The organism is Streptomyces sp. NPDC048506, from assembly GCF_040651315.1.
Taxonomy (GTDB): Bacteria; Actinomycetota; Actinomycetes; order Streptomycetales; family Streptomycetaceae; genus Streptomyces.
The window spans coordinates 26,071-38,384 of sequence record NZ_JBEZIX010000015.1 but is presented as its reverse complement, the minus strand read 5'-3'; the positions used below and the strand labels follow the sequence as shown (position 1 = coordinate 38,384).

Below are 12,314 nucleotides of genomic sequence, written 5' to 3'. Positions count from 1 at the left end.
AGGCCGTTGAGCACCTTCCCCGTCCGCGAAGCCGGCGGCGCCCGTGGAAGAGGGGCGCCGCCGGCGGTCCGTACTACTTCTTCGCAGTCAGTTCTTCGCGGGGGCCAGGTCGGTTCCCTCGACCTGCTTGGCGAGGTGGGGGCGCTTCTTGATCAGGTCGGCGGCGATCGGGTCCTGGAAGTACTTCTTGTACAGCGTGACGTAGGTACCGTCGTCGATCATCGCGTCGATCTGGGCGTCGATGTCCTTGAGGAGCTTCGGGTCGCCGTTCATCCGCAGCGGGAAGGCGCTGCCTTGAAGGCTGTCCTGCTCGACCGCTGTCCGTACGGGCTGCTTCCTCACGTATGCGTCGGCGTCGGCGCCGCCGACGACGATGGCCTCGACGCCACCGGAGAGCAGCTGGGAGATCAGCGCCGTCTGATCCTTGAACTTCACGAGCTTCGCCCTGGGCATCTCCTTGGCGATGAAGGCTTCCTGGACCGCGCCGCTGACGACGCCGACCCGCTTGCCGTCGAAGTCCGAGAGGTGCGTCTCCGTGCCGCTCTTCTTGGTCACCACCGAGGTGAAGCCCCAGTAGTACGGAGTGGTGAAGGAGACCTGCTTGGCGCGCTCGGGGGTGGCGCCCACGCCGGCGACGCCGATGTCGTACTGTCCTGCGGACAGCCCCGCGAGGATGCCCTGCAAGTTCGTGGTCTTGTACTGGACCTTCACATCGAGGCGCTTGGCAGCCTCGTTCATCAGGTCGACGGCGAAGCCGGTGGGGTTGCCGGAGGCGTCGGTCATCGCGAAGGGCGGCTGCTCGGCCTGGGTGCCGGCGGTGATCACTCCGTTCTGGACCAGCTTGTACTTGGCGGTCGAGGCCTTCACCGAGCTGCTGTCGCCGCCGCAGGCGGTGAGGGGCAGCAGCAGCGTGGCCGCGGCGCCGGCGAGAAGTGATCTGCGCAGGGTGCTGTGCAGGGTGCTGTGCATGGGAGGGGCTCCTGTACGGGGGACGGCGTTCAGAGGACCTGGGAGAGGAACTGGCGCAGCCGGGGGTGGTCGGCGCGTTCGAAGATCCGGTCGGGGGTGCCGATCTCGGCGAGGCGGCCGTCGCACATGAAGGCGACGCGGTCGGCGGCCTCCCGGGCGAAGCCCATTTCGTGGGTGACGACGGCCATGGTCATACCGGCCGATGCGAGGTCCCGCATCACGGCGAGCACGTCCTTGACCAGTTCGGGGTCGAGCGCGGAGGTGGCCTCGTCGAAGAGCATCACCTCGGGCTCCATGGCGAGCGCGCGGGCGATGGCGACGCGCTGCTGCTGGCCGCCGGAGAGCTGGGCGGGCCGCCGGTCGGCGAAGGCGGCGAGACCGACCTCCGCCAGGCGGCGCAGCGCGCTCTGCCGGGCCTGCTCGCGGTCCATGCCCTTGACCGCGGTCAGGGCGAGCGTGACATTGCGCTCGACGCTCATGTGCGGGAAGAGGTTGAAGTGCTGGAAGACCATGCCGATGCGGGCGCGGGCGGCGTCGACGTCGGCGCGCGCAGCCGTCAGGCAGGTCTCGCCGAGCCAGATCTCGCCGGAGTCGGGGGTCTCCAGGAGGTTGAGGCACTTCAGCAGAGTGGACTTGCCGGAGCCGGAAGGACCGATCAGGCAGAGGGTCTCGCCGGCGCGTACGTCGACGGTGATGTCGCGCAGCACGGTGTGGCTGCCGTAGCTCTTGCTGAGGCCGGTGACCCGCAGCGCGGCAGAGGCGGCCGGGGCCTTGGTCATGGCGGTCATGCCTGCGCTCCTGCGGTGGCCGATACGGGGGTCGGGGGGACGTCCGCGTCGGCCGCGGCCGGCGGGTTGCCGCCCTTCGGGCCTTCGCGCAGCCGCTTGTCGAGATGGTTGACGAAGTACGTCAGCGGGATGGTCAGGCAGAGGTAGCACAGGCCGGCGGCGATCAGCGGGGAGGAGTTGTAGGTGCGGGCGACCTCCTCCTGCCCGATGAAGTACAGCTCGCGCTGCCCGGCGGCGAGGCCGAGCAGGTACACCAGCGAGCTCTCCTTGATGTCCTTGACGAACTGACCGGCCATCGCCGGCAGCACACGCCGGATGCCCTGCGGCACCACGACCAGGCGCATCGCCTTGAGATAGCTCAGGCCGAGGCTGCGGGCCGCCTGGAGCTGACCGGGATCGACGCTCTGGATACCGGAGCGGAAGATCTCCGCGGTGTACGCGCCGGAGATGATGCCGATCGCCAGGATCGCGTAGCCGAACGGGTCGGTGCCGAAGGGGCGGATACCGGCGGCGGGCAGGCCCACGCCGACCAGCATGACCGTGATGATCACGGGCAGGCCGCGGAAGATGTCGACGTACAGGCGGGCCGGGAGCCGTATCCACCAGCGGTTCGACAGCAGCAGCAGGGCCGCCACCAGGGCGATGACGATGCCGACGACGATCGCACCGGCCGCGATGGTGACGGTGTTGAGCAGCCCCTCGGTGATCAGCCTGGGGAAGGTCTGGGCGATCAGATCCCAGTTGAAGAACGTGTCGACCAGGGCATTGGATGCCAGGTCCGTCGGGGAGGAAGGGGCCATCACGACTCCTGACAGCGATCGGGGGCACAGTCGGGCACGGATGCGTGGAACTCCTCGCGCACCGAGGTGAGGAATTCCGGGTCGCCGAGGAGGTCGAGGACCAGGGCGGCGAGGGCGGTCGCCATCGTTTCGGTCGTGGCGTGGGCTTCCGGCGTACGGGCTGCCTCGCGCATCTGCGCGGAATGCCCGGGAGTCCCGCGGGGGCAGATCTGCACGTACGGATGGATCACGGGTATTTTCACCGACACATTACCGATGTCCGAAGAGCCTGCCGGATTCGCGGGGGACGGCGGTTCGAGTTCCAGGCCGAGGCCGGCGGCGTGGGCGGCGAGCCGGTCGGCCATCGTCATGTTGTTGTTGCGCTCGGTGTAGCGGGGCGCGGTCTCGGCGTGTTCGACCGTGGTGCCGGTGGCCAGTGCGGCGCCCTCGGCGGCGGCGAGTACCCGGACCAGCAGCTCGTCCAGGGCCACGGAGGTGGCCTCGCGTACGTAGATGTCCAGCTCGGCGCGCTCGGGCACGACGTTGGGGGCGTCGCCTCCGTGCGTCACGATGCCGTGGACGCGGGCGGTCGGCGGGACGAACTGCCGCATCGAGTCGACCGCCGTGAGAAACAGCTGCGCGGCGGCGGCTGCGGAGCGGCCGTCCCAGGGCGCCTTGGCGGCATGGGCGGCGACGCCGTGGAAGGTCAGCCGCAGGTGGCTGGCGGCCAGCGCGTGCCGGGCCCGCAGGCTGCGGTCGGCCGGATGGAACATCACCGCCGCGTCCACGCCCTCGAAGGCGCCGCGCTCCAGCATGAGGATCTTGCCTCCGCCGCCCTCCTCGCCCGGGGTGCCGATCACCTTGAGCGTCCCGGTGTGGCCGGGCCTCACGGTGACCGCGGCGAGCGCGGCGATCAGGCCACCGGCCGCAATGAGGTTGTGACCGCAGCCGTGACCGATACCGGGCAGCGCGTCGTACTCCAGCAGCACCGCGATCGTCGGGCCGTCCGCCGCGCCCCGGTGGGTGGCGGTGAAGGCGGTCGGCAGGTCCGCGACTCCTTTGTCCACCTCGAAGCCCGCCGCGGCGAGCCGGTCGGTGAGCTGCTCGACGGCGTAATGCTCCTCGAACCGGGTCTCCGGCATGGCGTGCAGCTTGAGACTCAGCTCCTTCAGCGCGGGCCGGTGCTCGCACAAGGCGGCACGCAGATCGGGGACTGGGGAATGCATGGACGCTCCGAGTGGTGCGACGTTCTGGGGTTGCCGGAACGCTAGGAGCTGCCCGTACGGCTTCGACTATGGTTACCGCACTCGCGGTAAGCGACCGAGGTGCGGCACGGGACAGGAGGCGGCGATGAGCGTGGTCCTGATGCTCGCCGGAGCGGCCCCGTCCAGCGTTGTCGTCGGCGCCTCGCCGCTGGCCGAGCTGACGGCGGCGCTCCACGCCTACACGGAAGCCGAACACCATCCCGCCACGGTCCGGTGGGCCCGCAACCTGGACGCCGAAGGGCCTGGAAGCGGTGGCCCTGCCCGCGACGAGGGGGCGGTCGCGGCCCTGCCCGCGGGGCTTCGGCAGCGGATCATGGGCTGGGCCCCGCTGTGGGCCTCCTACCGCGCCCGGTACCTGCTGCCCCTGCGCGCGACGGCGGACCGCCCCCTCGACGCCGAACTGGCCGATATCGCGGACCTGCCGCTCCCGCGCTTCGCCGAGCTCACCGGCTATGCGGTGCGCGGCGGCAACTCCGGAGCCCCGCTGGACCGGGTGCTGCACGACGCCACGCAGCGGGACGACCTGCTGGCCGCGGCCGAGCTTCGCTCAACCGCCCGGGCCGAACTCGCCCGGCGACTGCTCGACGCTCCGGACGAACTCCGCTCCGACCTGCTCGCCCTGCTGTCCCAGGCGGCCCGGGCCCTGGAGCCGGACCTGACACGGGCGGCTCGTACGATCGCCACCCATGTGCCTCGGCTCCGCGCGACCATCGAACGCAGCGGCCCCGGCCAGGCACTGGCCGGGCTGGACCCCTCGGCCTCGTACCGCAGTGGGCCACCGCGGGTGGTGTTCGACAAGTTCCACCACGGCATCGTGAACGTCGCCACCACGCGGCTGCTCGTCGTGCCCTCGGTCTTCGGCCGCCCCCACGTCCTGGTCAAGCACGAGCCGGGGCCGGTCGCCGTCATCCAGTACCCGCCGCTCACGGAGGGCGCCGCACAGCCCAACTACGCGGATGTCCACCGCCGGCTCGAAGTGCTCCGCGACCCCGGCCGTCAGCGCATCGCCCGCGCCATCGCACGCGAACCCCTCACCCCCTCGGAACTGGCCGCCCGCAGCGGCATGACCCTCCCCCAGGTCTCCCGCCACCTCGCCCGGCTGCGCCAGGCGGGCCTGGTGACGGTCGACCGCGCCGGCCGCCGCGCGTACTACCAACTGCGCCTGGAGCCGGTGCGCCGCATCGGCGATGATCTGCTCGCCGCACTCTTCCGCTGACGCCGAGGCAAGGGGCACCACTACCGCACCCAGGAGGCGAGGTGCGCGGCCGAGTGGCGGAGAGACCGTCAGGCGCCGTTCTCGCGGACAGGGGTGACGATCTCGTCGACGAGCCAGCGGGCGGCATGGTCCGGATAGGGGCGGGGCAGCGCGAGCACGACGTGCCGGATGCCGACGGCGGCGAGTGCCCTGACGTGGGCGCGGGTGGCGGCGGGGTCGGCGTAGTCGACGATGATCTGCGCGGAGCGGGTGATCTCGGCAGGGTCGCGGCCGATCGCCGCGCAGTGCGCGTCCAGGACGCGGGCGCGCTCGGCGATCCAGTCGGTGCCGTTGTGGGGCGGACCGGGGACGTTCCAGATGTCGGCGTGTTCGGCGATGATGCGCAGCGTGCGGTCGCCCCAACCGCCGAGCAGTAGCGGCGGGCCGCCCGGCCTGACCGGGCCGGGGCCGTTGCGGGTGCCGCGCAGGGTGGTGAAGAGGCCGTCGTGGTCGAAGACCTCCTCGGTCCACATGCGGCGCAGGATGGTGATCGTCTCGGCGAGGCGGTCCAGGCCCTCACCGGGACTCGGGAGCGGCAGGCCGTAGGCGGCGTACTCGGCGACGGCCGGGTTGGGGCCGGCGGGCTGTCGGGTGCCGCCGACGCCGAGGCCCATGATCAGGCGCCCCTTGGAGATCACGTCCACCGTGGTGGCGATCTTTCCGAGGTGGGCGGGGGCGCGCAGCCTGTTGCTGGTGACGAGCAGGCCGAGGCGGAGCCGAGTGGTACGGGCGGCCAGTGCGGACAGCAGCGTCCAGCCCTCCAGGACGGCGCCGCCAGGCGGTCCGGCCAGCGGCATCAGGTGGTCCCACAGCCAGGCGTCGTCGAGTTCGGGCAGTTCGTCGGCCTCCTCCCAGACGCGGAGGATGTCGTCGTAGGTCAGGTGCATGGGCGTCGTCTTGATGCCGAAGCGGAGCGTGTGGTGCGGTGCGTCGATGGACATAATCGTCACCATAGTTGATCGTCAGCGCTGCTGACTATCAGCGCCGGATGGTTAGGATGCCGGAATGGCGGAGAACGACGACAACGGGGCCGCGGTCGAGGAGTTGCTCGGCACGCGGCTGGGCTACCTGCTCAAGCACGCGCAGCTGCGGCTGGCCGAGCACGCCGGGCCCGCACTGGCCCCGTTCGGGCTGGACGCGCGGGAGTTGGCAGTGCTCGCGGTGCTGGCGGCAGGCCGCCCGCTGTCGCAGCTGGAGGCCGCGCGGCGGTTGGGCGTGGACCGCACGACGATGGTCGCGCTCATCGACGCACTGGAGGGCAAGGGGTTGGTGGAGCGGCGCCGCAGCGAACAGGACCGCCGCCGCAACGTCGTTGAGTTGACGGAGCGGGGCAGGCGGGTGCGGGCCGATGCCGAGGACGCCCGCGAGGCGGCGGAACGGGAGTTCCTCGCCCCGCTCGGTGAGAAGGACGCGACGCGGCTGATGAAGGCGCTGCGGGTGCTGATCGGAACTCCGCACAGGCCCTGAAGGCCCTCGTTCAACCGGACTGACGTCCCTCGACGCACCGACGCCGCCGGGCAGTTGGCGATCCGATATCGACATTCTTCGGTCCCGGCGGCGTCCCGGAGCGATGGAATTCGTGAATAAGTTGTTTCTTGCATGTTGAACATCTGTCACGAGCCGTCAACTCATGGCAGTCTCCACTCGATTCACTCCTGCTCCACCGGGCACCCCACCCCTCGGCTGCCCGGCCCCACCTCTAGGGCCCGTGGGACCCCACGGCCTCTTCAAGGGAGACCGAGTTGAGACGCATCTCGACCACCCCCCGCACGACCGCCCTGCGCGCTGCCGCCCTGGTCGCCTCCGCCGCCATGGTCGCGGTCGGCGTCCAGGCCGGATCGGCCAGCGCGCAGCCGGACCGCACCACCGGCGCGTCGGCGGTCGCGCTCTCCACCGCCCAGCGAGCGTCCGCGATCAAGGACGCTCAGGGCGGTGCCGCCGCGACCGCCGCGAAGATCGGCCTCGGCGCACAGGAGAAGCTCCTCGTCCGGGACGTCATCAAGGACGCGGACGGCACGGTGCACACCCGGTACGAGCGCACCTACGCCGGGCTGCCGGTCCTCGGCGGCGACCTGGTGGTCCACCAGGCCGCGAACGGCACCCGCAGCGTCACCAAGGCGACCAACGCCCGGATATCCGTGGCCAGTACGGCCGCCGGACTCGCCCCCTCCGCCGCGAAGAAGAGCGCCCTGCGCGCTGCCGCCGCGAAGAAGGACACCACCACGCACGGCTCCGCCACGCCGCGCAAGGTGATCTGGGCCGCCACGGGCAAGCCGGTCCTCGCGTACGAGACCGTGGTCACCGGCGTGCAGAAGGACGGGACGCCCAGTCAGCTGCACGTCATCACCGACGCGGCCACCGGCAAGCAGCTCTTCCAGAACGAGGCCATCGAGACCGGCACCGGTACCAGCACCTACAGCGGCACGGTCCCGCTCACCACCACCAAGAGCGGAACGACCTACCAGCTCACCGACGGTTCCCGCGGCGGCCACAAGACGTACGACCTCAACCAGAAGACGCAGGGCACCGGCACGCTCTTCACCGACGCGGACGACACATGGGGCGGCGGCCGGCAGACCGCCGGTGTCGACGCGCACTACGGGGCGGCCGTCACCTGGGACTTCTACAAGAACACCTTCGGCCGCAACGGCATCCGCGGCGACGGGAAGGGCGCCTACTCCCGCGTCCACTACGGCAACGCCTACGTCAACGCGTTCTGGGACGACGGCTGCTTCTGCATGACCTACGGCGACGGCAGCGGCAACTCCCACCCGCTGACCTCCCTCGACGTGGCCGCCCACGAGATGAGCCACGGCGTCACCGCGGCCACCGCAGGACTCAACTACAGCGGCGAGTCCGGCGGCCTCAACGAGGCCACCTCCGACATCTTCGGCACGTCGGCCGAGTTCTACGCCAACAACCCGTCGGACCCCGGTGACTACCTCATCGGCGAGAAGATCGACATCAACGGCGACGGCACCCCGCTGCGCTACATGGACAAGCCCAGCAAGGACGGCGCCTCCGCGGACTACTGGTCCAGCGGTGTCGGCAACAAGGACGTGCACTACTCGTCCGGCGTCGCCAACCACTTCTTCTACCTGCTGTCCGAGGGCAGCGGCGCCAAGACCATCAACGGCGTCAGCTACAACAGCCCGACCTACGACGGCTCCAAGGTCAACGGCATCGGCCGGAACAAGGCCGAGAAGATCTGGTACAAGGCCCTCACCACGTACATGACCTCCACCACCAACTACAAGGCCGCGCGCACCGCGACCCTGAAGGCGGCGGGTGATCTGTACGGCACGACCGGCGCCGAGTACAAGGCGGTCGGCGCGGCCTGGACCGGCCTCAACGTGAAGTAACCGGCTCCGCGTACGCGTCCCGGCACCGACACCGGTGCCGGGACGCTTACTGCGTGCGGCGGGGGGAGCCGTGCCGCGTCAGCAGGCGCCCAGGTCCTGCCAGACCCCCGAGCCACCGGTGGACGGCGTTTCGCCCTGCGTCCACCACTTGGCCCTCCAGGTGTGGCCGGCGTACGCGACGGTGTCGCCGCCCACGTAGACGGTCTCGGCGCGGTAGGCGGCCGCGGTGCAGGAGCCGCCCGGCGGCGTGGTGGTGGGTGACGGAGTGGTGGGCGGAGTGGCCCCGGCGAACTTCACCGAGTACCTGGTGAAGTCGTACGCCCCTTGTGGAACGCTGCTACAAGTGCCGGACGTCTTGCCGTTGTTGTCCGGCGGGGTGCACTGCCGGTCGCGGTTGACGGACCAGTTGGTGAAGCGCGCCATATGGTGCGCGGTCGCGAAGTCCAGCACCGTCTGGAAGTCCGCCTGGGTGAAGTACTCACCGGTGTCGCTGCGGCCGTTCATCTGCGAGATGCCCTCGTGGGCGTACGCGGTGGCTTCGTCCCAGCCGAAGGTGGACCGCAGGACGGCGTTGAAGTTCGTCAGTGCGGCGGTCTGCGACGCCGCGCCGTTGAAGCCGCCGTCGAAGGGCATGATGGAGAAGTTGTCCGGGGTGAAGGACTGGGACTTGGCCTCGTTGAGCATCTGCTTGCCGAACCAACCGGTGCCGTCGACCGTGCCGGCCGTGGTGACGGAGAGGTAGATACCGGGGTTCTTCTGCTGGAGGATCTTGGCGGCCCCGATTTCGTTGTGGATGGCGGCGGCGTTCTCGTACTCCGGCTCTTCCAGGTCGAAGTCGAGCGCCTTGAGGCCGTACTTGTCGATGACCTGCTGGTAGGCGGCAGCGGTCGCCTCCGGGGTGGCGCAGCTCTGGCCGAGCTTGGTGCCGCCGTACCCACCGACGGAGGCGGAGACGTCGCCGCCCTTCGCGCGGATCGCGGAGATCACGCCGGCCACCGCGGTGTCGGTGGCCACCGGGTTGGTTCCGCCCCACGTCGGCGAACAGCCACCCCCGTTCGGCGCCAGGACGAAGGCGAGCTGGAAGGCCTTGAGGCCGGTGGCGTCCATCACCGCTCCGGCATCCGGCGGGTCGTTGTCGAGCGGCATGAGATAGGGCGCCGCCGCATACCAGTTGCTGCCCACGGCCGTCGGGGCCGGGGCGGCGGTGTGGCGGCCGGTGGCGAGCGCCGTGCCGACCGCCGCGAGCGTGAGGCAGGCGGCCGCGACGGCGGCGGTGAGACTTCTGACGTGACGAGGTGGCACATGCCCTCCCGCGAGGAGAAGTGGTCCAGACCAATCGCCTCACAGCGTCACCTCTTGTTGCGGATGCGTCAACACTTTGGACTGGACCAGTACCGAAAGGGCTCCTCGGTGCCGGTGGGAGCCCGTCGGTCACGTCGTCCCCGCGCACGCGGGAGGGGTGCGTGGCAAGGTGGTGGGTGAGGTTGCCTCCCCCACCCAGCCCTCGATCCCGATGAGGAGGCCCACATGGACGACAAGGAGTTCTTCCACGCAGTGGCGGACCGCGCGGGACTCTCCCGGCAGGAAGCGGCCGATCTCACCCGCGCGACGCTCGAAACGCTCGCCCTCCGCCTGAGCGACGGCGAGGTCCGCGACCTGGCCCTCGAACTTCCCGGGCCGCTGCGCGACTCGCTCCAGTGGGGGCGAGGAGAGATGAAGATCTTTGGTCCCCGTGAGTCGATCCGCCGGGTGCGCGTACGCACCGGCCTGACCGATTCGGAGGCCGCTCGCGGGGTACGGGCCGTTCTCAGCACGCTCCAAGAGGCCATCTCCCAGAAGGAGTTCGCGCACGCCATGTCGCAACTCGGCAAGGAGTACGCACAGCTGCTGGAGCCCATCGGGTAACGGGGTCGGGCCTCCTCGGCACGCCGAAGGGGCACTGCGGCACGGCCGGGCGGGACGCCGGCGCCCGCTCGGCTACCCCAGGTCGGGATCCCCCACCTCAAGATCCCCCGCCACGAGATCCCCCGCCACGGCCGTGGCCAGCCGGGCGAGGGCGACCGCCTCCCGACTGCCCTCCTGGGCACCGAACACATGCACCACCAGACCCGTCTCACCGGGCGCGGCCGGCACATGCAGCGTCTCGTAGTCCAGCGTGAGCTCCCCCGTCACCGGATGCCGCAGCCGCTTGCGCCCGGCCCCGCACATCACCACCTCACCGGAGGCCCAGATCCGCCGGAACTCGACGCTCTGCGCGGCCAGTTCGGTGATCAGCACGGACAGCTCCACGTCGTCCGGGTAACGCCCCCCGGAGACCCTCAGCTGGCCCACGGACTCCCGCGCACGGTCCTCCCACTCGGGGAAGACGCTCCGGGAGACGGGATCGAGGAAGAGGTACCGGGCCTGGTTCCGGTCGCGGCGGCCCGGGTCGGCCAGACCGCCGAGCAGCTCGGCGCCCAGGCCGTTCCAGGCCACCACGTCGAGGCGGTGGTTCGTCACGAAGGCCGGCAGGTGCGCCGTGGTGTCCAGTATCCGCTGCACCAGGGGGCTGACCCGGACGCTGGGGGCGGGGCCGCGCCGGGCGGCGGTCAGGGTGGCGAGGTGCCGGCGCTCCGCCGCATCGAGGCCGAGTGCCCTGGCGAGCGCGTCGAGCACCTCGGGCGACGGCTGGGTGGCCCGGCCCTGTTCGAGGCGTACGTAGTAGTCCACGCTGATCCCGGCGAGCTGGGCCAGCTCCTCGCGGCGCAGCCCCCGCACCCGGCGGCGACGGCCACCGGCGATCCCGACGTGCTCCGGCGCGACGCGCGCCCTGCGGGCACGCAGGAAGCCGCCGAGCGCGCGCCGGGCGTCGCCGATCCCGTCGACCGCGTGGTCGCGGCCGGCCTCCTCGCCGATCCCGACACCGTCCTGCGTACCGCTCACGGTGCGGTCGCCGACGCCGTCCGTGCGCTCGATGTGGTCCACGCCTTCCATGGACCCAGTATGCGTGGTCCCCGCAGTACCAGGATCACCGTTCCACCGGTCGAACAGGGCGCTGGCTACCCGTCCGGACCTGGGAGAACGTGGCGGCATGACCACAACCACGCCGCAGCGGCGGAAGAAGATCCTCGTCGTCAGCGCCCATCCGGAACCCCGTTCGCTCACCACCTCACTCGCCGCCTTCGCGGTCGAGCACCTGCGCTCGGCCGGACACGAGGTGCAGGTGTCCGACCTCTACGCGATGAAGTGGAAGGCGGCGGTGGACGCCGACGACTTCGCCGACCACGCCGCGGACCGACGGCTCCAGGTGATGGCCGCCTCCGAACGGGCCACGCTGGCCGGTCGACTGTCGCCGGACATCGTGGCGGAGCAGGAGAAGGTGCGCTGGTCGGACGCGCTGATCCTGCAATTCCCGCTGTGGTGGTTCTCGGTGCCGGCGATCCTCAAGGGCTGGATCGACCGGGTCTTCACCAGTGGGTTCGGCTACGGGCCACAGGTCCCTGCGCCCTACGGCGAGGGCGCCCTGGCGGGGCGGCGGGCGCTGGTCGCCGTCACCTTCGGTGCCCGGGAGTCGGCGTTCTCCGACCGCGGCATCCACGGGCCGTTGGCGGACGTCCTCCACCCCGTCCAGCACGGCCTGTTCTGGTTCACCGGCATGGCACCGCTCGATCCGTTCGCGGTCCACGACGCCAACGCTCTGTCGGAGGAGCGGTTCGCGGCGGCGCAGCAGGCGTACGGGCGGCGGCTCGACGGGCTCTTCACGGACGAGCCGGTCCCGTTCCGGTCGCTCGTCGGCGGCGACTACGACCGCGCCATGCGGCTGTTGCCGGGGGTGGAGGCGCCGGGGACGAGCGGACTGGACCTCCACGTCCGCCCGCGCGGCTGAGCGGCCGGGCCCCCCGGCCCGGCTCCGCCCG

General features: G+C 71.0%; 12 protein-coding genes. 5 read left to right on the top strand and 7 right to left on the bottom strand.

From position 1 onward, the window contains the following. Positions 1 to 87: 87 nt before the first annotated feature. The 4 genes from AB0C96_RS14450 to AB0C96_RS14435 are packed head-to-tail and all read right to left on the bottom strand — an operon-like array spanning position 88 to position 3,762. A complete protein-coding gene (locus AB0C96_RS14450; RefSeq protein WP_362917189.1) occupies positions 88 to 969 on the bottom strand; it encodes a transporter substrate-binding domain-containing protein in 882 nt (293 codons plus the stop codon). Positions 970 to 998: 29 nt separating this feature from the next. After that, a complete protein-coding gene (locus AB0C96_RS14445; protein WP_362917187.1) occupies positions 999 to 1,757 on the bottom strand; it encodes an amino acid ABC transporter ATP-binding protein in 759 nt (252 codons plus the stop codon). Next, positions 1,754 to 2,557, bottom strand: a complete 804-nt coding sequence (locus AB0C96_RS14440; protein ID WP_362917184.1) for an amino acid ABC transporter permease — start codon at positions 2,555 to 2,557, stop codon at positions 1,754 to 1,756. The genes AB0C96_RS14445 and AB0C96_RS14440 overlap by 4 nt, the downstream gene beginning before the upstream one ends. Further along, the gene (locus tag AB0C96_RS14435) at positions 2,557 to 3,762 is read right to left on the bottom strand and encodes an amidohydrolase (RefSeq protein WP_362917182.1); all 1,206 of its coding nucleotides are present in this window, start codon (positions 3,760 to 3,762) and stop codon (positions 2,557 to 2,559) included. The genes AB0C96_RS14440 and AB0C96_RS14435 overlap by 1 nt, the downstream gene beginning before the upstream one ends. Before the next feature lie 124 nt (positions 3,763 to 3,886). Here AB0C96_RS14435 and AB0C96_RS14430 point away from each other — a divergent pair, with 124 nt between their 5' ends. Next, a complete protein-coding gene (locus AB0C96_RS14430; protein ID WP_362917180.1) occupies positions 3,887 to 5,017 on the top strand; it encodes a DUF5937 family protein in 1,131 nt (376 codons plus the stop codon). 68 nt (positions 5,018 to 5,085) lie between these two features. On the opposite strand, the gene AB0C96_RS14425 is transcribed toward AB0C96_RS14430, so the two are convergent. After that, the gene (locus AB0C96_RS14425; protein ID WP_362917178.1) at positions 5,086 to 5,997 is read right to left on the bottom strand and encodes an LLM class flavin-dependent oxidoreductase; all 912 of its coding nucleotides are present in this window, start codon (positions 5,995 to 5,997) and stop codon (positions 5,086 to 5,088) included. A 64-nt stretch (positions 5,998 to 6,061) separates the two neighbouring features. Between AB0C96_RS14425 and AB0C96_RS14420 the strand changes: the two genes are divergently transcribed. Beyond that, positions 6,062 to 6,523 (top strand): MarR family winged helix-turn-helix transcriptional regulator, encoded by a 462-nt coding sequence (locus tag AB0C96_RS14420; RefSeq protein ID WP_362917176.1) that lies wholly within the window; start codon positions 6,062 to 6,064, stop codon positions 6,521 to 6,523. 275 nt (positions 6,524 to 6,798) lie between these two features. Then, complete coding sequence (locus tag AB0C96_RS14415; protein ID WP_362917174.1) at positions 6,799 to 8,418, top strand: M4 family metallopeptidase; 1,620 nt, start codon at positions 6,799 to 6,801, stop codon at positions 8,416 to 8,418. Positions 8,419 to 8,496: 78 nt separating this feature from the next. Here the strand turns inward: AB0C96_RS14415 and AB0C96_RS14410 are convergent, their stop codons facing one another. After that, complete coding sequence (locus AB0C96_RS14410) at positions 8,497 to 9,720, bottom strand: carbohydrate-binding protein (protein WP_362917172.1); 1,224 nt, start codon at positions 9,718 to 9,720, stop codon at positions 8,497 to 8,499. 225 nt (positions 9,721 to 9,945) lie between these two features. On the opposite strand from AB0C96_RS14410, the gene AB0C96_RS14405 reads away from it, so the two are divergent. Next, positions 9,946 to 10,323, top strand: coding sequence for a DUF2267 domain-containing protein (locus tag AB0C96_RS14405; protein ID WP_362917170.1), 378 nt, complete (start codon positions 9,946 to 9,948; stop codon positions 10,321 to 10,323). A gap of 72 nt (positions 10,324 to 10,395) precedes the next feature. Here AB0C96_RS14405 and AB0C96_RS14400 read toward each other — a convergent pair whose 3' ends face one another. After that, on the bottom strand, positions 10,396 to 11,391 hold the full coding sequence (locus AB0C96_RS14400) for a helix-turn-helix transcriptional regulator (protein ID WP_362917168.1): 996 nt from the start codon (positions 11,389 to 11,391) through the stop codon (positions 10,396 to 10,398). 97 nt (positions 11,392 to 11,488) lie between these two features. Between AB0C96_RS14400 and AB0C96_RS14395 the strand changes: the two genes are divergently transcribed. Further along, entirely contained in the window at positions 11,489 to 12,283 is a 795-nt protein-coding gene (locus AB0C96_RS14395; protein WP_362917166.1) for an NAD(P)H-dependent oxidoreductase, read from the top strand. Positions 12,284 to 12,314 lie beyond the last annotated feature (31 nt).